This is a genomic window from Nitrospirota bacterium (assembly GCA_035873375.1).
Taxonomy (GTDB): Bacteria; Nitrospirota; Thermodesulfovibrionia; order Thermodesulfovibrionales; family JdFR-85; genus BMS3Bbin07.
This window is the reverse complement of the sequence record JAYWMQ010000006.1, coordinates 26,541-49,063: the sequence shown is the minus strand read 5'-3', so window position 1 is coordinate 49,063 and position 22,523 is coordinate 26,541. Positions and strand designations below refer to the sequence as shown.

Here is a 22,523-nt window from a genome sequence, read left to right as displayed (position 1 = left end):
CACCTCCCTGACGTCATCATTCACCAGGGATTCAAGGATTGTCCCTGCTGCCTTTTCATACATGGCCTGGGTATGAACCTGAGTGTTTGGACAGAGCCGGAAAAGACAAGGATACTTGCGGGGAAATTTCCCATAACGGTTCTATTATCCAAAACACCCAAAAATGTTGATATATCAAAGCAGAAAGAACCTTTAGTTAAAGCAAACTTTTCAGTTACACCTGCCATTAAAAACCGGATTACCACCGGATTGAAACCACGGACATTAAAAACCGTTTTTCACGATCTCAGGACATCAGGGTATACCGTTATGGCATACTCCCAGAGACGCCCTGCCTCGGATTGCATGTCCCTTGTGGGAGAGCTTGAGCTTTTACTGAAGCATCACCATCAACTTACAAAAAATGGTATTATTTTCATAACTCATAGCAGGGGCGGACTTGTTGCAAGGAAGGCCATTGAGTTGCTGAATATTAAATGCCTGGCACTTGTTACCCTCGCAACCCCCCACCATGGAAGTACCATGGCAAAACTGGCTGGCTCACTTTCCGGTATTTCAAGAATTATCTATCCCTTTTTTGAAAATGCTGAGAAAGGTACGGCCAGGAGTACCATCAAAAGGATAACGGAGTTCCTTAAAAGTGAAGCTATCCGGGAATTGCTGCCGGAGTCACCATTCATTACAGGGCTTGACGATAAAAGACTTGCTACTATAAAGACCCTCTCTTTTGGCGGTACAGATCCAACACTGCTTACAATTTACAGGTGGCATGAGGATTCGGCTAAAGGCGTTATGACACCGGGAAAACTCTTCTCGATACCGGAAATTCTGACATCCTTCGTTCCTGAAGGGATGTTGCCTGAAGAGCTGATTGTGGGAAAGGGGGATGGCCTGGTCACTAAAAAGAGTTCAGAGGCTCCTCATACTTCCGAACATCACAATTTAGCCCTGAACCATGCAAGGATACTCTTTGATCACTCTGTCAGGAAGACCGTTTTATCCTTTATCAGGACAGCGTATTGATGGAATTAACAGTTATAGCTTTAATCTCCCTTCTAATCATCGTCCTTATTCTCCTCTTCCTTTTTATTAAAAAGGAGCGGATGTATAAGAACATGGTAAAGGGATATCTGAGAACAATAAGAGAGCTGAATATACTCAATGAGCTCTCCGCCCATCTCCATACAACCATGGATAGAGAAGTGGTACTTGAGAGTATTATGGACAGGGTAAAGGACCTCCTCAGAGCAGAAAAATCAGCCATTATCATTATTGACAAACATGAGAGGATAACGGATTTCTATTCTTCCCTGGGGCCTACGGGGAAGTGTAAAACGGAGGTCAGGGGCATTATAAAAAAGGTCTTTAAGGAACTGACCCCGCTAAGAACAGAAGATATTAAAAAAGTGCCTGATTTTCAGGGTTTTCCGGACAAACATCCCGAGATACGGAGCCTGCTCATCGTTCCCATAATGTTAAGAAGGAAGGCCATAGGTGTGCTTGCTGTTTCCGACAAGAAAGGTTCCCGCTCCTTTTCATCAGAGGATGAAGACCTCCTGCTGACCCTTGCCTTTCACTCTGCATTTGCCATTGAAAAGGTTGATCTTCATGAAGGGATAGTGAAGATGGCAAGTACGGATGGCCTCACCGGATTGAACAACCACAGAACCTTTCAGGAAAGACTCGATGAGGAGCTTGAGAGGGCAAGGAGGTTTGGTAACAAGGTAAGCCTGCTCATGATAGATATCGATCATTTCAAGGCATTCAATGATACTTACGGCCATGTGTCCGGTGATGAAGCGCTGAAGAGAATCTCCTGCACCCTCGTTGATAATATAAGAACCGTTGATTTTGCAGCCCGGTATGGTGGCGAGGAATTTGCCATTATATTGCCGGAGATACCGCTGGAAGGGGCAATGGTTGTAGCAGAAAGAATCAGGGAATCAGTGGAAACCCAGACATTGCGTTTAAACGGGAAAAAAGCAAAAATTACACTCAGTATTGGTGTTGCCTGCTTTCCGGATCATGCCCTGAACAGAAAAGACCTTATAGACAGGGCAGATAAGGCCCTGTACCTTGCCAAACGCTCCGGGAGGAATAAAGTGTGTGCTTATGCCAAGTAAAGGAGCTATAAGTGAATACATAGAGCAGAAAATCCTTGCCGGTGAAAGGATCACTTTTGAAGAAGCGGTTGCCCTTTTTCAGGATGATGACATCCACACACTGGGTAAACTTGCAACCTCCGTTGCAGAGAAAAAAAACGGTAACAGGGTTTATTTTATCCAGAACCGCCATGTAAATCCCACAAACATATGCGTAAACCGATGCCGTTTTTGTGCCTTCAGCAGGTCAACGGGAGAAAAAGGCTCCTTTGAATTATCAATTGATGAGATATTAAGGAGGATTGAACTCTCCCCTGAAGGTCTCAGAGAGATCCATATAGTCGGAGGACTCCACCCTGACCGGCCCTTTGGATATTATCTGAGTCTGCTGCGAGCGCTCAAGAAGCACTTTCCCAATATACATATCAAGGCATTTACAGCAGTTGAAGTTGATTATTTTTCAAGGATAAGCAATCTTGGCCTCAGGGATACCCTGTTAAGACTGAAAGAGAGTGGTCTTGATGCCATGCCGGGTGGAGGGGCGGAAATATTTGCAAGCAGCATAAGGGAGAGGCTCTGTCCCGAAAAGATAACAGCTGAAAGGTGGCTTGAAGTTCACAAGGCAGCGCATTTATGTGGTATAAAGACAAACGCCACCATGCTGTACGGTCATTTTGAATCATACGAAGACAGGATAGACCACCTTTCAAGGTTGAGGGAACTCCAGGACCAGACAGGCGGGTTTCAGGCATTCATCCCCCTCTCCTACCATCCCCGGAATACAGACATGGGAGGCCGGTATCCTTCGGGAATCGATGATTTAAAGACAATAGCAATCAGCCGCCTTGTGCTTGACAACTTTCCACACATAAAGGCATATTGGGTTATGCTTGGTGAAAAACTCTCTCAGGTGGCACTCCTGTTCGGGGCAGATGATATTGACGGCACGGTCATTGAGGAGAAGATTACCCATGCAGCAGGTGCGATGACGGGTGAAGGACTTACAAAAGCAGAGATGGTAAACCTTATCAGGAAGGCTGGGAAAGTACCTGTTGAAAGGGATGCTTTTTATGAAACAGTGAAGGTCTACGAGACTCCGGTGAAAGATGAGAATAGATAAAAAAACTGCATTAAATCTGCTAAAAAACTCCGACCTTCTTGAGATTGGAAAGATAGCGGACGGAATAAGGAAAGACCTCCATCCGGAGGGTGTCGTTACCTTTATTGTGGACAGGAATATCAACTATACCAATGTCTGTATAAATAAGTGCAGGTTTTGTGCATTTTACAGAGACCCGGATTCTCCGGAGGCCTATGTACTGGAAGAGGAGCAGCTATTTGAAAAGATCAGGGAAACGATACATCTGGGTGGAACACAGATACTAATCCAGGGCGGGCTCCATCCGGCGCTGGACCTCTCCTTTTATACAGAAATGCTGAGGTCCATAAAGAGAGAGTTCGATATAAATGTGCATGGCTTTTCACCACCTGAGATAAGTTACATTGCCGGAAAATCCGGTCTTACCCTAAAGGAAACCCTCTTGACTCTCAAGGATGCAGGCCTTGATTCAATTCCAGGCGGAGGCGCCGAAATCCTGTCGGACAGGGTGAGAGAGGTGCTTAGTCCGAAAAAAATAAGGTCATCAGAATGGCTTGAGGTCATGGAGGAAGCTCATGGACTCGGGATAAAGAGCACTGCAACCATGATGTTTGGTTCCATAGAAGAAGAGGAGGATATAATTGAACACCTTGATGTCATAAGGGCACTTCAGGACAGGACAGGTGGTTTTACAGCCTTTATTCCCTGGAGTTTTCAACCTGGGAATACAGAGATTGCAAAACAGGAGCCAGATGTAAACTCGCAACCCGCAACCCGCAACTCGCAACTCGAAAGTCAGAAGCCGGCTGTAAACCCGCAACCCGCAACCCGCAACCCGCAACTAATCCCTGCCACCGCAGTCGACTACCTCAGGGTCCTGTCACTCTCAAGGCTCTATCTCGACAACATCAGGAACATCCAGGCATCCTGGGTTACACAGGGCCTGAAGATGGCACAGGCTGCCCTGAGGTTTGGTGCTAATGATTTTGGCTCTACAATGATCGAGGAGAATGTGGTAAAGGCCGCAGGGGTTTCATACAGGGTTACACGTGAGGATATAATAAACTCAATCAGGCAGGCAGGGTTCAGGCCTGCCCAGAGAGACACCTGTTATAATATAATAAAATACTTCTGATTCTTATGCCCTTTTGAGCCTTATGATAAATTTTGTTTCCCTGCCATTTACTGATTCAACCCTTATTGTACCGCCATGCAGCTCTATTATCTTATCCGCTATATAAAGACCAAGGCCTGTACCCTGGGATGATGATGCCTTGGTTGTATAAAACGGAACAAACAGTTTGTCAAAATCATCCTTTCTGATCCCTATGCCGTTGTCCTCAATCACAACCTTGACCATTCCCCTTTCCAATGCCCTTGCCCGTATTCCAATCGTTGGTTCCTTATCATTGCCTTTTGCAAGGGATTGCCTTATGGCGTTGTCGGCGTTCTCAAGGAGATTAAGGAAAACCTCTCTCAACTGTGACAGGTTGCCCACTACTTTTAAAGAACTCTCGACATCGACCTCAAGCCTTATTTGGCTGAAAGAGGATTTTTTCAGTCTCATCATCTCAAAGCTACTTTCAATTACATCCTTTAACAATACCGGAGACATCTCTTCAGAGGAGGTTCTTGAGTAGTTTCTAAGTTTTTCAATCGTATCCTCCGCCTGTCTTATATTATTGACTATGGAACCGACAAGCTCCTTTCCCCTCTTGTTAAAGGTGTCTGAGTACATTATGTTGAGCGACTCTACTGCAAGCAGGATTGTATGGAGTCGGTTATTTATCTGATGTCCCAAACCAGAGGCCATAGTTCCGAGAGACGACATTTTTGCAGCGTGGAAGAGTTCAGATCCTGCTTTTTCAAGATCCTTCAGATACAGTGCATTCTCAATTGCAAGGGCAAACTGGTTGGAGAGTGTAAGAAATGTGTCGATCTCATCAGAGGAGAAGTGCTGGCCGGACCTCTTGTTTCCAAAAGCAAGAAATCCAACAATGCCCCGCCGGGTGCAGCATGGTATGATGATAGCGGCATTAAGCCTTTGCATCTCGTCAACCACCCCACGGCCTTCCCCCCTGCTGAGGAGTTCATCCCTGTTCAGTATCTCTTTTTTTGATATTTTCCTGACAATCGGGTTTTGCATATCGAGTGTCAGAGGCCTTTCCGGCAGCCGAGGCCTCTCTGCCTTCAGTTCAAAATGGTTTGACTCTTCATCGAACAGATATATTGCGGCATATCTCAGCCGTGCAACGAGAGTTAATAATATTACTACAAATTTGAGCAGCCTGTTCAGGTCTCTCTTGTATAACATGCCATGGGATGCATACAGAAGGGTCTGCTGGTAGCGTCTCTGCTGCTTCAACAGCAAATTTTCTGTACGTTCTCCTATATAAATATACAGGAGTGGAGCAGTGGCAGCGAGTATAAGGGCAACGGATACGGGAATTATCCATAATCCAGGGCCAAGGAGCTTTATACCTAAAAGAAAAGGTGTGCCGGTGACAACAACGGCGGTTATAAAGAGAAGGAATAACCTTGCAAAGGCCACTCTGATATCGAGGAGCTGATGTCTCAGGGTTGCATATGTGAGGATAAACGTAAAAAGTGACATGAAGATAAAACCGAGTGGCATCACCGGTATACCGTAGTTACCAAGAAAGTCAACGGATGCAAGGGCTGCAACCAGCAATCCTGCAAAGATGTATTTTAGCTTGGTCCGCTGTATAGACGGTACATTCCTTTTCTTCATCTCCTTATATATCAGGTTCAGGGCAGAGAACAGAGTAATCAGAAAAAAGAGCATGAAGATAATGTGAAAGGGGCTTGACGCTGCAGGGTAAAATCCCCAGGGGTATAAGAAAAGACCTTTTATCATGTGGTTTGTACCTAAGACTATTAAGGCAAACAGGGTAGATACGAGATACCTGGCAGCTATTCTCTTTCGTGAGGTTCTGCCCACGAATTCATGTGCAAAATGGTAGAAGGTTGAAGGGATAAAGACTATGCCAACATAGCATATCCTGAAAAAAAGGAGGGACGTATCATAACTATCTGAAAAAGTTGCTACAAAAGCAAAAAAGAGCCAGAAGAATGATGCCAGACAAAACAGGAAAAGGCTCATGTTTATCCTTGACTTTCGGTTGTTCAGATAGACCATGACACCGTGAGAGAGGACGGTGATGGATGCAATGAGGTATAGGATGCTGACTAAAGGTTTCATGGATTATTTACCGGGTTATTATTCAAACTTTATTTCAGACATTATGAACTTGTTAATTATATCACAAGAATGCCGGAAGCTTGAAAGAATATAATAAAAACCTTGCAGATTATGATAAAATTGATTTATCAGGAGTTGATAATTTGCAATGGAGGTGTTTTACTGATGGGTGAAGACGAAATATATGACGTTCTGATTATCGGAGGTGGTCCCGCAGGTCTTACAGCAGCCCAGTATGCTGCAAGGGCCCATCTCAAAACAGCCATTCTTGACAAATCCTCTACAGCAGGAGCCCTTGCAATTGCAGATAAGGTAGAGAACTATCCCGGCTTGACAGAGCCCATCTCCGGGAAGGAACTTCTCGATATATTCCGGGAACAGGCGATACGGTTCGGGGCAGAATACCTTGAGGTACAAGTCATAGGTGTAAGTCTGGATAAAGAGATAAAAGAAATCTATACAATAGAGAGGACTTTTCAGGGAAAGGCCGTTATTTTAGCGACCGGTGCTATGGGCAGGAAACCTACAGTCAAGGGAGAGAAGGAGTTCCTCGGGAAAGGTGTAAGCTACTGTGCAATATGTGACGCTGCGTTTTTCAGGGGTAAGACTGTCTGTGTTATTGGAGACTCTGAGGAAGCTGTAAAGGAAGCCGAACTGCTTACGCGTTTTGCTGAGACTGTATATCTGATAGCTCCATCAAAGTCACTCAAAATTTCAGGCGAACATCACCTGTCTAAAATTGACAATCTGAAATTACTCACAGGTCATGTTGTTTTATCTATTGAAGGAGGCGAGGTAGTTGAAAGGATAAAGCTGAAGGACAGAAACACCGACAAAGAGGAGATATTACCTATGGATGGGGTCTTTGTTTATCTTCACGGAAACAAGCCTGTGGTTGATTTTCTCAATTTTTCCGTTGATATTAGCGATGAAGAATGCATAATAACAAACAGGATGATGGAGACAAATCAGCCGGGGGTTTTTGCAGCAGGCGATGTCACCTGTGTTGAGGTCAGGCAGGTTGTTGTAGCTGCGGCAAACGGCTGCGTGGCAGCACTGTCTGCAGACAAATATGTACACCACAGAAAGAGACGGAGATATGACTGGTCAAAATAAAAAACGCAGATCGTCATATGAAAAAGATATTTAGACATTTTTTGTTTATTTCATTCGCTCTTATCGTATTCCCGGCTTTTAGTGATTACACAAATACCTCTTCTGCCGGGACAGTGGACAGGGCACTGAATAGTCCTGTTGAGACAGGAATATATAATGAAGTAATAACACGTTTAGTCCTCGATTCCGGAAAAGCCCACCTTTTCAGTGATTATCTCCTTTTTCTCGGTGCCATGGATGCCTATACTGAAGGGGATTATTATCATAGCCTTGCTGATATAGATAAATTTCTCTCTCTCTATCAGGATACATACCTATCTAAAGATATACGGCTGTTGAAGATTAAAGTCCTCTATGCAATCCTTGACGAACAGGATATATGGCCGGAGATAGACGGGTGCTTTGAAAAAGATGCTTCCTTCTATTCAATTACCCTGAAGGAGATCAAGGATTACCTTAGGGACTTTCCTTCTGACCCGGAAGCCCGGTATCTCTATGCAAGAACATTAGAGAGGGCAGGAATGGAGGGAGAGGCCGGAGTTATCCTTAAATCCTTATACGTCAAGGCTGATAGATACTATACAGAGCTTAAGGATGAGGTCTCTCCTGATGACCTCTCTACAGAAGAAATCATCCTGATGAGCAAAAACCTCCGCAGATTTCTCAGACTGAAAGAGTCAGAAACCCTGCTCCTGACGAGATTGAACAAGCTGGCCGGCAGTGACAGAAAACCACTTTATACCTCCCTTGCCGATACATATTTTCGTATGAAGAATTATAGCTTGGCAGCCCTCTATTATCAAAAAGCCGACAACGTCCAGAAGGCGGCAATATCTTATTACAGGGCAGGTGATTATGATCTCTTTGAGAAGATGCTCGATCTGGCAAGGGATAAAAAGACCAAAGAGACCTGTACTCTCTTTCTGCTTAAAGGGATACAGAAGAGACGCGATATGGAGTTTGATGAGGCTCTGCAGATATTCAGGATGGCCTACAGAAGCTATCCCTGCGAGAAGGAAGCACTCTGGCATATTGCATGGACGGAATATTTAATGGGGGATTTCCTCAGTGCATCATATAATTTCAGAGACCTCTACAGCCAGCACAGAAACCCTGGATATCTTTACTGGCAGGCAAGATCACTTGAAAGTCTCGGACAAAATGCAAAAGGACTTTATAGTAGTATAGAGGGTGACTCTTTTTATGCATTTCTGGGGCGGATGAGGTCTGGCGGTATCAGCCTGACATCCGGGAGAGTTGAGCTCCGGAATTCATTAAAAAAAGAGGTTACGAGCTTCGATGCTGGAACAGATAGCCTGTCGAGGGCTAAAACTCCTGAATCTGTAAATTTCCCGGATAACCTTTCACTAACCTTTAAACGGGCCGGCTTCCTCAACAGTGTTGGCCTGCAGGATTATGCAATAAAGGAGATTTACAGCTACAAGCCGGAGGGTGACTATGACAGATTGAAGATATGCAGGTATCTCCAGTCCCTGGAGGCATTTAATGAATCTTTCCGCTGCGCAAGTAAACTGAAGAGATATCCCGGGACTTCCGTGCTCCTTTACCCTGCCGTATACAGTGATATTGTTGACAGAATATCGGCTGATTATAATATAGACCCCCTTGTTATCTTCTCAGTGATGCGGGAGGAGAGCAGGTTTAACAGAAAGGCAATCTCAAGGTCCGGGGCGCTGGGTCTGATGCAGCTCATGCCATTTACCGCGCAACGAATGGCAAAATCACTCGGCTATGGGACGGGGGTGCTTTCTGACAATGAAATTATGAGACCCGATTTAAATATAACCCTGGGCAGTTACTATCTCGGGCAGTTGATTAGCGAGTTCGGGTCTGTCCCAATGGCTGTGGCAGCCTATAACGCAGGAGAGAGTGCTGTCAGGAGATGGCTTGAGGCCAATCAGTACAATGAACTCGACGAGTTCATTGAGGACATCCCCTATAAAGAAACTCGACTCTATGTAAAAAAGGTACTGCGTTCATATTTTAAGTATCTTGATATCTACGGACAGAAGAAAATAAGAGATAAAACAGCGTCTGGCAATTAGACTTCTTGCTGAGTTCTCAAAAGTCTTCCCATACTCTCCTGACCTGCCTCTCCGTGTCATCGAGGGAACCTGTATTGTCTATAACATAGTCCGCCCTGGAGGCCTTTTCATCAACCGGTAACTGAGCAGCAGCCCGCACCCTTATCTCTTCATCAGAAAAACCCTTTCTCCTTAATCGCTCGCGGACAACATCCGCTTCAGCCCTGACAACAACCACCGCATCCACCCCTTTATCAAATCCGGTCTCAAAAAGCAGGGGGATCTCCACAACCATAATGATTTCCGTGTTACTGGTCAGATTTGCGGCCTTCTTATAATTTTGCTCTATTGTTTCAAGAACAAGGGGATGGAGCAGTTTTTCCAGTTTCTTTCTTTTGGTTTCATCAGAGAAGACCTTTTCAGAGAGTTTTTTTCTGACAATCTCCCCCTTTACGAGGATATCCGGGCCAAACATCTCCACTATGGAATTCCTGACTTCTGAGCGCTTTAACAGGTCATGAACGATTGAATCAGCGCTTAGAACAGTAGCGCCGAGTTCTTCAAATAACTTAAGCACAGTGGACTTTCCGCATCCAAAACAACCGGTAAGGCCCACAAGCATCTTATTCTCCCTTATTTTTTCTGTATCCCAGGATACTTTGGAGTGCTTATTTTGGCGGTATTCTTCGCCATACAGACGCTCAAGGTACGGCTCCTCCATACGCGTCGTGTACAGAGGAAGGAACCTGCAGCCAAACCATTAGTTTCGCACTATGTTTGCTCCGCACAATACCTGGCATCCATTTCAAGAAGGTAAGGAGCAACAAAGCCTTCGTATCTTTTCTTCCTCGCCTCCGGCAAATCCTTCCAGCCGGTAACTCTGCCACGACATATTTCAGAGCCGCACATGCACTCTTTCGGGAAATAATCAACTCCATAATTTCTCATGGCATAATCAAAGGTTATCTCCTCATCAGCAATAATTTCCCTTATGGCTGCAAAATCATGGGCACCGGTTTCATTGATTTTGATACCACAATTAGGGTCGCACGAATGATTGACCTTGCTTATTGATCCAGCATGAAAGACATATTCATCCTCACCAATCTGTGAGGCATGAGAGTGATTCTCCTTCAGTCTTTTTTCAATTACTCCGATCATCACGGTTTCACCGGCCTTAAATGATCTCGTCGCAAAAATGCCTTCCCCTTTTCTATCAGATACTCTTAATTCAAATCCATCGTCCATATTGAAACTCCTTTAAAGATTTTTTTTCTTAAACTTGCACCTGAACTATGGGGAACAGCGGCTTTTTACCGTATTCCTCTCCGGTAACTCTTTAAGACGTACTTTATATGTTAACATTTTCCGCTATAGCATGTTCCAGATTTTTTTCATACATTTAAAATGTCAAAAGTTTTCGGTTTGTGTCCTGGATAACAAAGTGATCCATAAATAGCTTTCAATGTTTTCAAATTTTCTCGGAATTTAATGCCTCGCCTTGTGCAATTGCACGTGCGATAGTAGACGTTGCAACAACTTAAGTAGTACTCTATCACTCGTAAGATCTAAAATTTAATGGCCCATAAAAAAATGCCCATCCGAACACATCCGAATGGGCATTTTGAGGCATTACATATTTGACTCTTATATCATCTTTCTTCTAGCAAACGCAAGTCCGATCAGGCCTGAGCCTATGAGGAGCAAAGTGCCTGGTTCGGGCACATTAACTCCGGATGCATCGCCACTCATGTTATCAACAACCCAGTAGTTACCGGTATCATGCAGGACTACATAATCGATATAGGTGCCCGCAGAAGCGGCAACGCTCAGAAAGTCCATTCCAACTCCGTAATTTTTTCCACCAGAAGCAGTTACAGTGCTCCCATCGGTTAAGTATGCCACCACATAGAAGTTACTATTAGCGCTATAGCCGGTTGAAAACCAGGTTCCATCATTCGACGTAAAATCGACTATTACGCCCTGTGCATCAGCATTTGGGCCAGCCCATAAGCCAACATTATCATAAATGTAGTAACCGCCATAACTATAACTGCCGTTCATATCTGAACAGTTATAGCTACCGGTAGAGCAATCTAAATAGAGAGAGGCATACCCATTGTAATCTAAAAAACTGATGCCGGGAATGTCGGTTACAGGCGCTCCGTTGACTCCATCTTCAAAATCAATGAAGAAAGCGGTTGCGTTACCAACCATTACAAGACTTACTACTAATGCAAACACAAACGTTAACATCGGTTTCACTATTTTCATTTTCTCCTCCTCCTTTCTTTCTAAATTTTCTCTTACAAAGAGATTTCCTAACATTTTAGCCTCCTTATTTATTTTTTTCAATTTAAAGCAATTGAATTACCATAATTTTATTATTTAATTATAGTTTAGTGCAAGAGATGTGCCAGCCTTGGCAGTATCCCTGTAACCTATTGAATTCAAAGGGAAATAACAGTATTGTGGCCTTTTGCCGAGATATGATTGTTTGCTTTTAGTGCAAGAAAGTCCGACAGTATTCCTGCCAAGTAATGGTAAACACAAGAAGGATTAGAGCGATCTAATGGGCATAACCAATTAATTTTAAAGGAAATTTAATCAAACCCTTTCAATAGACAGGAATCGCTTCCTATTGTGTAAGAAGTTTTTTTAAAGTAAAGAATTCCGACACTTAAAGTATGGCATGTGGAATCTGTAATCTGAATTGCCCTGACCGGGCATTTTTCAATATTTCCAAATAAATAAGGACGGTCTATAGGCCTCCTCACATATGCTACGCGTGTATCCGCACCAACAGCTGAAGGCTTGCAAATACAAGTGCCTAAAAGGTGCTTTTGCCCCTGTTCTTGTGCTTAAGCTCTCTCGCTCATGAGTTTGTTGAATCCGGAGCCATGATTAAAAACCGGCACACAGAGTTTTTAACTGAATTAAGTGGTTGATATTGCAGGGGTACAGTGGGGACCAGAAGAGAAAAAATCCAGCTACCCGATTATCCAATCTCTTTTATTGATAATGCCTTACAGATTTTCCGAGCTAACTTATTAGAAATCTCCGTATGGCGAGGTATGGTTTCGACATGACCTGTTAAAGGATTACACCATAGAGAGTGAGATGAACCCTCTCGTTTGAGGTAACAGCCGTGTTTGCGAAGATGTCGTAATAGCTCGCTTCTTTTCATTCAACTGCTACAACTTCAGATATTGCATCCTGTGGAATTCCTCGCATACCATTCTGCCTTCTATCCTCTAAAATCAATTTAATGGCTTCTGACAAGCTCTTAAGACATTCTTCTTTTGTCTTGCCCTGACCATTGGCTCCTGGTATTTCAGGACAATATGCAATGTACCAATCTCCATCTTTTTCAATTATTGCAGTAAATTCATTGTGCATATTTATACCTCCAAACCATTTTAGTCTATTATAGCATGAGCAAATGGGTAGAGTTAATTTTGGATAATGATATGATGACTGATAAGTACCTGTATAATATCAGACACCTTAAGAATCGATAGGGACAAAAAAACTTTGAATCTTCGCTAATTTTTTCGTATAGGTCTTTAAGATTGTGCCCCCTGCGCCATTTTTTTGTCTCGTAATATACTAATAATTTCAAGCACAATTCTAACGAGAAGGCACCATTAACAACATATGGTGTGATATACTCCGTGTCTCCACGATTACTCCCTTCGCATAGCATTACTAACTCTTGACCTTTGCCGACTATAATCGGAAGGGTATTCAGACAAGGTGACCCTTTTACTTGGTTTGCAAGAAGATTTGTTGTTTTATGAAATCGACTGATGTTATTTTTGACATATAAGATATTTATTTTCATCTTGCTGACGAGTTATCAGATACTTTTACCGTACCACAAAAAACATAGGGAAGGTCTACACATTTCACATTAAGGTGATCCGTACCCTTGATGATATTAACTGGCATGACGCCTTTTTGAAAACAACAAAATATCTCTTGCTCAAAAAGCATCCTCTGGTACGCATTCAAATCACCAACCGTTTGTTATATGCTGTTTTATTAACCTGGCAACTCTTCAGGGAGACATATTTGTCAGCAAAGCTAACCACTACAGCCAGCAAAAGAACGCTGTATTTGTTTGCCAGGTTAATATTCTTTCGTTTCTATTGCTTTGATAACTTGTTTGACAATTTTGGGATGTAAGATTTTGCCGGTGTGAAATGGAATTATCATTCGTCTTGTCCCCTTGATGTAAATCCTGTGACTACCTTTGCTTCTGATAAATTCATATCCATCCTTCAGGAGCATTGATTCTGCTTCCTGAGGTGTAAGTCGTGGAAGTTTAGGCAACCTGAACCTCTAAAGTTGTTGTTAGGATTTCCTTGCTCATCGCTTCCCTAATTTCCTCTTCCGTAAGTGTCTCCAAATAAAGTTCAATTGCCTCTTTTATGTTTACCATTACTTCGTCTATTGTCTCACCCTGAGTCTGACATCCTTCCAGTTCCGGTGCATAGGCGTAATACCCATATTCATCTTTTTCAATTATTATGCTTACTTTGTATGACATCACTAATGCCTCCAGCTTTTTTTCATATCATAGCAAATTTCTGCATCTTGTATTATTTTATACAGATATCATTAATTAGTGTCTGTGTATAAACTGCTGTTTTTAATTTTTGTCATACCTGAAGTGTCTGTAATCGGATATCCAGAACTCACTGAAAAGACTGGATTCCCGCTCAACAGACCGCGGGAATGACGGCTCAATTCTTATATTTATACACAGACTCTAATTACACGAATTTCCGGTTCCTCCGTTTATTTGTTAAAGTATAGCATATCTGAAAGATTTCACAAGATAAAAGTCATTTAAAATCAATAGTTGCTTACTCGCGGAATTTCGCATTTTTGAAAAATCCCCCTCCCCTCTTCCAAAGAGGTGGACTTATTCTGAATCCCGAATCAAGTTAAGGAACACACCCTGTTAATCCCCTCTTGATAGAGGGGAAAACTTTTGACCTTCCCGGCCTTATCAGGAGGAATGGAACATGAAAGGAAGAGCTTTATGGCATCAAATCCTTACTCGTTTACTTGCATTTACTTGCAATTGTTGGCTGAAAACATGATAATACTATGAACCGGTAATACAGAAACGGGCTCTCCAAGAGCCCAACCCGCCGGAATAGGCAGTTACAATACTTTTAAAATTCAGGAGGTTTTAAAGCTAATGATTGAGGACAAAATTGTTGTTGAGGATTTCAAGGTAGCGGATATTTCCCTTGCCGAATGGGGAAGAAAGGAGATATCCATTGCTGAAACCGAAATGCCAGGGTTGATGGCGCTTCGTCAGGAATTCGGACAGGAAAAACCACTTAGTGGAGCCCGGGTAGCAGGGTGTCTCCATATGACGATACAGACTGCTGTATTGATAGAGACCCTGGTTGAATTAGGGGCTGAGGTCCGCTGGTCATCATGCAATATATTTTCCACACAGGATCATGCTGCGGCAGCCATAGCAGCCCGTGGTATTCCGGTATTTGCATGGAAGGGAGAAAGCGAGGAAGAATATGACTGGTGTATAGAGCAGACGCTCTTATGGCCTGACGGAAAACCACTTAACATGATTCTTGATGACGGCGGGGATCTTACCCAGATTGTTCATGACCGCTACCCTGAGTATCTGAAGGAAATCCGCGGTATTTCCGAGGAGACGACCACAGGAGTTCATCGTCTTTATGAAATGATGCGTGAAGGCACCCTTGGCTGTCCTGCCTTTAATGTAAATGATTCCGTCACAAAATCGAAGTTTGACAATCTATACGGCTGCCGTGAGTCCCTGCTGGACGGGATAAAGAGGGCCACTGATGTAATGATAGCCGGCAAGATAGCGGTTGTAGCCGGCTATGGTGATGTCGGCAAGGGATGCGCCCAGTCTTTAAGGGGTCAGGGTGCCAGGGTTCTTATTACAGAAATAGACCCGATATGCGCTCTTCAGGCCGCCATGGAGGGTTATGAGGTTGTTACCATGGAGGATGCCGCACCCATTGCGGATATATTCATTACCACTACGGGGTGCAAGGACGTTATCTGCAGACAGCATATGGATGTGATGAAGGATCAGGCCATAGTCTGTAACATAGGGCATTTTGATATAGAAATAGATGTTGCCTCGGTCTTTAACGACCCATCGCTTAAGAAGGTAAATATAAAGCCGCAGGTTGACCAGGTGATCTGGCCTGAGGGCAAGGCCGTAACAATACTTGCCGAAGGGCGCCTTGTAAACCTCGGATGTGCCACAGGTCATCCTTCTTTTGTCATGTCAAACAGTTTTACGAACCAGGTTATGGCCCAGATGGAGCTCTGGAACAATCCTGACAATTACGAAAACAAGGTTTATGTGCTCCCAAAACATCTGGATGAAAAGGTTGCCCAGTTGCATCTGGGAAAGTTGGGTGTAAAGCTGACCACGCTTACCGATGCCCAGTCCGAGTATCTCGGTATTCCCAGGGAAGGGCCGTTCAAGCCGGACTATTACAGGTATTAATTTTAAAAAAAAAGGGCATAAAAAGCACTCTTTTTATGCCCTGCCCTCATATATCTGCTTTGACGCAGCACGATCATGTGTGTTGTGGTATTACATGGTAACACCACAGGAGGTTCTAATGGAAAAAAGGCAGAGGGTAGCCATAACCATATCCGTGCCCCCTGAGACTGCACAGGAGTACAGAAAGATAGCAAAGATTCAAGGGGAAACGATTAGCCAGCTCTTCCGGGAAATGTTTGAACTGTACAAGGAGGAAAAACTCAAAAAAGAGTTCTATTCTCTGCAGAGGTACGGTGCAAGGAGAGCCAGGGAGCTGAAAATCACCGAGGAAGATATCGAAAAAATCGTTTTCGAAGGCCGGTAGTGATCAAGGCCGTATTTGATACAAATATCTACATTTCAGCATTTATTACACCTGGAGGCAAAGCAGAGGAAGCATACCTCCTTACTGTTGAAAAAAAGGTAGAACTCTATACCTCTATACCGATCCTTACCGAAACGGCAGGAAAGCTCAAAGAGAAGTTCCTGTGGAGTAACGAACAGATAACAGCTACAATCAAACATATCGGCTCTGTTTCAACCGTTGTTAAACCAGGGAGCAGGATCAAGGTATTGCATGATGAACCTGATAACAGAATCCTCGAATGCGCAGAACATTCAAAAGCAGATTTTCTTGTCACCGGGAACAGGCATCTTCTTGATTTAAAGAAATACGGACAGACAAGGATTATAAAACTTGCGGAATTTCTCAGGAAAATCGGATAAGTTCTTCTTTAACCCCGTTATAACTGCATTCAGACTGTAATAGCGAAATATTTTAGACGGGATTTACAGGATACTTTTCTAAAAGAGATACTTTCCGATAAATAGTCTTTATCATGTTTATCCCGTCAAAATCCTATCCTTGTGAACTGTCAGGTCTTTTTTGTTTTGTCTTTCTCGGTGCCTTGTATATAAACCAGTCTTCCTTGGTTATCTCGTGAAAATAGTCTGCTTCTTCAATTAATATCCTGGCAGTTGTTTTTCTTACAGCAGCAATTTCTACCCTTACACCCTCCCCTTTCAGATGCGTAACCAAATCCACAAAATCTGCATCGCCTGACATAATGATAATAGTGTCTACCTTTGAGGCAAGTTGTGTTGCCTTGATGGAAAGGGGGATATCGGCTGACTTATGACACGGAAGAACCGATCCATAATAATTTTCGTGCAGCCTTTCAGCGAATTTGGAAGAAATGGACTTGCCTTCCCGAAAATAAAGCAGTCTGTTCAACCCCCTGTCATTAAGTAATTTCGGGATCAGTTTATCGAAATTGATCATTGTATTTTTTGATTTGGAGAGCTCGTGGATGCTCCGTTCAATATTATTCCCGTCGCAAAGGATAGCTACCGATTGATTGATTAGTATATTTCCCATAATTTTGTTTTAATTGTAATGATTTAACGGACAAGTTGATATACAATATCATAGAAATGACTAAAAATCAAGCTTGCCGTTCAGTAATATATCGTAAAAAGGATGATATTTCAAACCCTTATTGAAGGTCTTCCGCCATCTTGCGTATTTCAAGCAGACGCTTGACTGCCTCATCAGGGGTCAGGCATGAGGTGTCAATGCCGAGGAGTTTATTTACAATCGGCTCATAGTTTACTGAAAACAGGTCAAGCTGCGACGCCTTTCTGCGGGTATTCCTGCCCATAACCCTTGGTGTGCCGAATTCAGTAAACTCTGATTTTTCAAGATTATTCAGCACCTCCTTTGCCCTGTCTATCACAGGCTCTGGCAATCCTGCCAAGCGTGCCACCTGAATTCCGTAACTCTTGTCAGCAGGGCCCCGTTCGATCTTTCTCAGAAATATTATCTCATCACCCCACTCCTTGACGGAGATATTGTAGTTTTTTACTCCAGGCAAAGTGATTCCGAGCTCTGTCAGCTCATTATAATGGGTGGCAAAGAGGGTCCTTGCACCAATCTCGTTTGCAATGTACTCAGCTATTGCCCAGGCTATGCTTATTCCATCAAAGGTGCTTGTCCCCCTGCCCACCTCGTCAAGTATTATCAGGCTCTCTTTCGTTGCGTTATAAAGGATGTTTGCGGTCTCTATCATTTCCACCATAAACGTGCTCTGGCCCTTTGCAAGGTAATCCGAGGCCCCGATCCTTGTAAATATCCTGTCCACAACCCCTATTCTGGCCTCTGCCGCGGGGACAAAGGAGCCGACCTGGGCCATCAGCACGATCAGTGCAACCTGCCTCATATACGTTGATTTCCCCGCCATGTTCGGACCTGTTATGATCAGGAGCCTGTGGTCTTCCGTATCAACATAAGCGCTGTTCGGGATAAACTTCTCATCAGAGGTGCCCCTTTCAAGCACCGGATGCCTTCCGTCTGTAATTTCAAGTCTTCCCGTACTGTCAATCAGGGGTTTTTTATAGTTGTATCTTTTTGCAGTCACAGCAAGTGAGAGAAGGAAGTCAAGCTCTCCTATCGCCTGAGCAGTCCCGAGAAGGTCTTCAATTGAAAGAGCAACCTCTTTGAGTACTTCCATAAAGACTTCATACTCAAGGGCCTTGAGCCTCTCCTCAGCGCCGAGCACCCTGTTTTCGTATTCCTTTAACTCCGGGGTGACGTACCTCTCGGCCCCCACAAGGGTCTGCTTCCTGATGTAATGTTCAGGCACCATATGGAGGTTTGATTTTGTAACCTCAAGATAATAACCAAAAACTCTGTTATAACCGATCTTCAGTGACGATATGCCTGTTGATTCCTTCTCTTTCATCTCAAGCCCCGAGATGTAGTCCTTCCCCTTTGTGGACATTTCCCTGAATTCATCCACATCCTGTCTGTAGCCTGACTTTATTATCCCGCCGTCTTTCAGACCATTGGGCGGATCATCATTAATCGCCCGATCAATCAGGTCTTTCAATCCGCTGAAATCCTCCACATCACCGGAAATTTTCGTGAGTAGCGGGGAGTGGGCCTTCGTAAGGGCACCTCTTATTTCAGGAAGACATGCCACTGATGTCCTGATCGCAATAAGGTCGCGGGCGTTTGCACTGCGCTGGAGCACCCTTGTGGAGAGCCTCTCAAGGTCCTGAACCTGCCTGAGATAGGTTCTTAGGGTCTCCTGCAGCTCGTAGCCCTCTATAAGGTTTTCAACGGCCTCATGACGGTCTCTGATACCTTCTATGTTGACAAGGGGTTTTAATATGGCATTTCTGAGGAACCTTCCGCCCATTGGCGTCAATGTTTCATCCAGTATTTTGAGCAGGGTACCCTCGGATGAGCCGTCTCTCATGTTATGTATCAGTTCGATGTTCCTCTTGGTAACGGAATCAAGGAACATATACTCACCCTGCTTGAGCACAGCAGGTTTCCTGAGTACAACAGCGCCCTTCTGGTTTTCCGTGAGATAGTTGATGAGCGCTCCGGAGGAAGATACTGCTGCCTTCATCTCCTCACAGCCGAAGACTTCAAGGGAATAGACCTTAAAATGTTCAAGCATCTTCCTGTATGCCTCGGAGTAGTCAAAAAACCAGTCCTCATAATAGGTCGTAAAATAGCTGTTCAGTGTATCGAGGTAGTGGAAATGACCCTTGAGGTGAGACGGGCAGAGAATCTCCTTTGGTTCAAACCTCTGGATCTCGTCCTCAACCGGTCGGTCGGTCTCGTAAAGAAAGAATTCACCGGTTGAAAGGTCTGCGATTGAGATGCCGTGGACCTTGCCGTCAGGATAAAAACTGAGTATAAAGTTGTTTTCCTTGGGGTTTTCAGGCGTATGCGTACCCGGAGTGATAACCCTGACAACCTCTCTTTTTACAATCCCCTTTGCCTCCTTGGGGTCTTCAACCTGTTCACAGACGGCAACCTTGTAACCTGCATTTATCAGTCTGGTTATATAGGTCTCTGCAGCAAAATGAGGGACCCCGCACATGGGGGTGGGTCTTTCCTTTCCCCTGTCACGCGTTGTGAGGGCTATCGAAAGGACGGAGGAGGCCACACGGGCATCCTCACCGAACATCTCGTAAAAATCACCAAGGCGAAAGAAGAGTATGGCGTCGGCATGTTCCTGCTTTATACTGAAGTACTGTTTCATGAGGGGGGTCTGTTCTGCCATAGGGATATTTAAAACAATTTCTGCCTGAAAGTTCAACTTTTCATCTTTTAGTCCCTGTATTTATCCTGTGTGCAAGACATCCTGCCCCAAAACCGTTATCAATATTGACAACCGCAATCCCCGGCACACAGGAGTTGAGCATTGCAAAGAGTGCGGTAAGCCCCCCAAAGGAAGTGCCGTAACCGGTTGATGCGGGTACCCCGATGACAACACTGTCTGCAATACCACCAACCACAGAGGGAAGAGCACCCTCCATGCCTGCAACAACCACTATTACCCTTGCCTCCCTGATGAGGTCCATGTATGCAAATAATCTGTGTATGCCTGCTACACCGACATCATAAACCGTCTCAACCCTGCTGCCAAGAAAAGAGGCCGTGAGCGAGGCCTCTTCAGCCACTGCGATATCCGATGTCCCTGCTGTAACAACGAGTACAAGGCCGCTGCCGGACTTTGCCCCCCCTGCCATTATAATTCCGGAACGCGGATAATGCTTTGCCCCTTTAATGCGGAGTGCCTTACGGATATTCTCATCTGCCCGTGTTATGAGCAGTTTCCTGCTCTTCTTATAGATCGCCTTTGATATCCTCAAAACCTCATCGACCGTCTTCCCTTCAGCAAAGACCACCTCAGGGATACCCTGTCTCAAAGCCCTGTGATGGTCCACGTGTGAGGAATCAATAGCCTCAAACGGCAGGGATCTTAATTTCTCCACAGCCTTCTCGGGTGACAAGGTTCCGTCTTTTACCTTCTGAAGCAATTCGTTCAATAAAGAAGCATCCATAACAGATATATTAAAATTTTTTGATGATATTTTAAAATACTTGACTTTTCTGGCCATTAACAATAAAATTTTGTTAGTGTGTTTAACCACAGATAAGCAACAAGTACTGAGTTGAGTCTTTTTGATAGTGATTCCTCAAAATAAAAACTAAACGGGCAAGTCCCGTTAACTAAGAGGTGGGATATGAGCAAAAAACTGCTTTTGGCTGATGACAGTATAACCATTCAGAAGGTCGTTGAACTTATACTCGCTGATGAGGGGTTTGAGATCAAATCGGTTGGAGACGGAGAACATGCCTGGGCTGTAATAAAAGAATTCATGCCGGATATAGTCCTTGCAGATATAGAGATGCCAAAGATGAACGGCTATCAGTTGTGTGAAAAGATCAAGGAGGATGAGAACACAATGGGAATTCCCGTTATTCTCCTTGCCGGAGCCTTTGAGCCGATTGATGAAGACCTGCTAAAAGAGGTCGGGGCTGATGATTATATTGTAAAACCCTTTGAATCCCAGGAACTTATCAGCAAGATAAACGCAATATTTGCAGAAAAAGAGATGCTGGAAGAAGAAGGTGTAGCCGAGACACTTGAAGAGGAGTTTGAAGTAAGTGAAGGCGAAACCGTTGAAACTGCTGAAACTTTTGAAACTGCCGAAACGGTTGGACACCTGGAAACTGCTGAAACGGCTGAAAGCTCTGAAACAGAGACGGTAGAAGAATGGGAAAAAGAGGAATTGACCATGGAACCTTCTCTGGAACCCTCTGAGGAGACATTTGCACTGGAAGAAGAGCTGACTTTTGAGGAAGACGATGAAACCCTGGAAGAACTCGAAGAGATAAAAGATGAAGAGCTATCCCTGACCGGAGACAGGGCCGCAGTTGGAGAAGAAAGACAGGGACAGGCAGTTCCGCTCCCGGGAACAGAAGAAATGAAGTCTATGTTCAAGGCTATTGCCGAAGAAAAAATTTCAGAGATGGTCAATTCACTTGACAGCAATGAGTTTTATGCCGCCTTTACATCTTCAGTTGAGGACAGGATGAAGGAGATGCTGGAGTCTTTTGATCTGCAGGCTGCTATATTGGACAGCGTCAACAGCCTCATGAAACCGGCAGTAGAGAAGATTATACTTGACACCGCCCCCCGACTCATGGAAGAGACCATCAGTAATATGATGGAAGAGTTAAGTTCCTCGTTAAAACAGCAGATTGAAAAGATCATATGGGAAACCGTCCCTGACCTTGCCGAGACCATTATTAACCGGGAGGTCGAGGAGATTAAGTCTATACTCTGAAAATAACGCTATCTTGACCCTTAAATTTTAGATCATAAAGAATGTCTTAAATGCTGGATTTAATATCTGAATTTTGAATTCTTTTCTCGCCCCCTTGACGTAAGGGACAAAAAAATATATAATTTCCCCCACCCAATGCATCTTCTGTAATAAGGATTTATTCAGAGATAACCTTGAGTTGTTAAAAATCAGGCCGTTCCTGACAAGAAAGAATGCA

Annotated in this window: 21 protein-coding genes; 10 read left to right on the top strand and 11 right to left on the bottom strand. The window is 44.0% G+C overall.

Annotated elements, in window-relative coordinates:
- Window positions 1-72 precede the first annotated feature (72 nt).
- Genes VST71_01490 through VST71_01475 form a run of 4 tightly spaced genes read left to right on the top strand, consistent with a single transcriptional unit; the run spans window position 73 to window position 4,336 of the window.
- Window positions 73-1,023 (top strand): hypothetical protein, encoded by a 951-nt coding sequence (locus VST71_01490; protein MEC4684391.1) that lies wholly within the window; start codon window positions 73-75, stop codon window positions 1,021-1,023.
- The gene (locus VST71_01485) at window positions 1,023-2,123 is read left to right on the top strand and encodes a sensor domain-containing diguanylate cyclase (GenBank protein ID MEC4684390.1); all 1,101 of its coding nucleotides are present in this window, start codon (window positions 1,023-1,025) and stop codon (window positions 2,121-2,123) included. Before VST71_01490 ends, VST71_01485 begins: the two co-directional genes overlap by 1 nt.
- The gene (gene mqnE / locus VST71_01480) at window positions 2,113-3,222 is read left to right on the top strand and encodes an aminofutalosine synthase MqnE (protein ID MEC4684389.1); all 1,110 of its coding nucleotides are present in this window, start codon (window positions 2,113-2,115) and stop codon (window positions 3,220-3,222) included. The genes VST71_01485 and mqnE overlap by 11 nt, the downstream gene beginning before the upstream one ends.
- Window positions 3,209-4,336 (top strand): radical SAM protein, encoded by a 1,128-nt coding sequence (locus VST71_01475; protein MEC4684388.1) that lies wholly within the window; start codon window positions 3,209-3,211, stop codon window positions 4,334-4,336. Before mqnE ends, VST71_01475 begins: the two co-directional genes overlap by 14 nt.
- A gap of 3 nt (window positions 4,337-4,339) precedes the next feature.
- Here VST71_01475 and VST71_01470 read toward each other — a convergent pair whose 3' ends face one another.
- Window positions 4,340-6,424, bottom strand: a complete 2,085-nt coding sequence (locus VST71_01470) for an ATP-binding protein (GenBank protein MEC4684387.1) — start codon at window positions 6,422-6,424, stop codon at window positions 4,340-4,342.
- Window positions 6,425-6,589: 165 nt separating this feature from the next.
- Here VST71_01470 and VST71_01465 point away from each other — a divergent pair, with 165 nt between their 5' ends.
- The gene (locus VST71_01465) at window positions 6,590-7,540 is read left to right on the top strand and encodes an FAD-dependent oxidoreductase (GenBank protein ID MEC4684386.1); all 951 of its coding nucleotides are present in this window, start codon (window positions 6,590-6,592) and stop codon (window positions 7,538-7,540) included.
- A 17-nt stretch (window positions 7,541-7,557) separates the two neighbouring features.
- A complete protein-coding gene (locus tag VST71_01460; GenBank protein MEC4684385.1) occupies window positions 7,558-9,606 on the top strand; it encodes a lytic transglycosylase domain-containing protein in 2,049 nt (682 codons plus the stop codon).
- 16 nt (window positions 9,607-9,622) lie between these two features.
- Here the strand turns inward: VST71_01460 and coaE are convergent, their stop codons facing one another.
- From coaE to VST71_01425, 7 genes are all read right to left on the bottom strand, one after another.
- On the bottom strand, window positions 9,623-10,207 hold the full coding sequence (gene coaE / locus VST71_01455; GenBank protein ID MEC4684384.1) for a dephospho-CoA kinase: 585 nt from the start codon (window positions 10,205-10,207) through the stop codon (window positions 9,623-9,625).
- A gap of 149 nt (window positions 10,208-10,356) precedes the next feature.
- Window positions 10,357-10,833, bottom strand: a complete 477-nt coding sequence (locus VST71_01450) for an SET domain-containing protein-lysine N-methyltransferase (protein ID MEC4684383.1) — start codon at window positions 10,831-10,833, stop codon at window positions 10,357-10,359.
- A 399-nt stretch (window positions 10,834-11,232) separates the two neighbouring features.
- The gene (locus VST71_01445) at window positions 11,233-11,913 is read right to left on the bottom strand and encodes a PEP-CTERM sorting domain-containing protein (protein MEC4684382.1); all 681 of its coding nucleotides are present in this window, start codon (window positions 11,911-11,913) and stop codon (window positions 11,233-11,235) included.
- Between the two features lie 670 nt (window positions 11,914-12,583).
- The gene (locus tag VST71_01440; protein ID MEC4684381.1) at window positions 12,584-12,772 is read right to left on the bottom strand and encodes a type II toxin-antitoxin system HicA family toxin; all 189 of its coding nucleotides are present in this window, start codon (window positions 12,770-12,772) and stop codon (window positions 12,584-12,586) included.
- A complete protein-coding gene (locus VST71_01435) occupies window positions 12,769-12,984 on the bottom strand; it encodes a type II toxin-antitoxin system HicB family antitoxin (GenBank protein MEC4684380.1) in 216 nt (71 codons plus the stop codon). Before VST71_01435 ends, VST71_01440 begins: the two co-directional genes overlap by 4 nt.
- A 732-nt stretch (window positions 12,985-13,716) precedes the next feature.
- Window positions 13,717-13,920 carry a type II toxin-antitoxin system HicA family toxin gene (locus VST71_01430; protein MEC4684379.1) on the bottom strand — a complete coding sequence of 68 codons (204 nt, stop codon included), beginning with the start codon at window positions 13,918-13,920 and terminating at the stop codon, window positions 13,717-13,719.
- On the bottom strand, window positions 13,913-14,137 hold the full coding sequence (locus tag VST71_01425) for a type II toxin-antitoxin system HicB family antitoxin (protein MEC4684378.1): 225 nt from the start codon (window positions 14,135-14,137) through the stop codon (window positions 13,913-13,915). Before VST71_01425 ends, VST71_01430 begins: the two co-directional genes overlap by 8 nt.
- A 660-nt stretch (window positions 14,138-14,797) precedes the next feature.
- Between VST71_01425 and ahcY the strand changes: the two genes are divergently transcribed.
- The 3 genes from ahcY to VST71_01410 all read left to right on the top strand — a co-directional run bounded on the left by ahcY (window position 14,798) and on the right by VST71_01410 (window position 16,879).
- Window positions 14,798-16,114 (top strand): adenosylhomocysteinase, encoded by a 1,317-nt coding sequence (ahcY, locus tag VST71_01420; protein MEC4684377.1) that lies wholly within the window; start codon window positions 14,798-14,800, stop codon window positions 16,112-16,114.
- 118 nt (window positions 16,115-16,232) lie between these two features.
- On the top strand, window positions 16,233-16,478 hold the full coding sequence (locus VST71_01415) for a CopG family transcriptional regulator (GenBank protein MEC4684376.1): 246 nt from the start codon (window positions 16,233-16,235) through the stop codon (window positions 16,476-16,478).
- The gene (locus tag VST71_01410) at window positions 16,478-16,879 is read left to right on the top strand and encodes a putative toxin-antitoxin system toxin component, PIN family (GenBank protein ID MEC4684375.1); all 402 of its coding nucleotides are present in this window, start codon (window positions 16,478-16,480) and stop codon (window positions 16,877-16,879) included. The genes VST71_01415 and VST71_01410 overlap by 1 nt, the downstream gene beginning before the upstream one ends.
- 133 nt (window positions 16,880-17,012) lie before the next feature.
- Here the strand turns inward: VST71_01410 and VST71_01405 are convergent, their stop codons facing one another.
- The 3 genes from VST71_01405 to larB all read right to left on the bottom strand — a co-directional run bounded on the left by VST71_01405 (window position 17,013) and on the right by larB (window position 21,016).
- Window positions 17,013-17,531 (bottom strand): NYN domain-containing protein, encoded by a 519-nt coding sequence (locus VST71_01405; protein MEC4684374.1) that lies wholly within the window; start codon window positions 17,529-17,531, stop codon window positions 17,013-17,015.
- A 118-nt stretch (window positions 17,532-17,649) separates the two neighbouring features.
- Complete coding sequence (gene mutS, locus VST71_01400) at window positions 17,650-20,232, bottom strand: DNA mismatch repair protein MutS (GenBank protein ID MEC4684373.1); 2,583 nt, start codon at window positions 20,230-20,232, stop codon at window positions 17,650-17,652.
- Window positions 20,233-20,272: 40 nt separating this feature from the next.
- Window positions 20,273-21,016, bottom strand: coding sequence for a nickel pincer cofactor biosynthesis protein LarB (larB, locus tag VST71_01395; protein ID MEC4684372.1), 744 nt, complete (start codon window positions 21,014-21,016; stop codon window positions 20,273-20,275).
- A gap of 183 nt (window positions 21,017-21,199) precedes the next feature.
- Between larB and VST71_01390 the strand changes: the two genes are divergently transcribed.
- A complete protein-coding gene (locus tag VST71_01390) occupies window positions 21,200-22,306 on the top strand; it encodes a response regulator (GenBank protein ID MEC4684371.1) in 1,107 nt (368 codons plus the stop codon).
- Window positions 22,307-22,523: the final 217 nt, after the last annotated feature.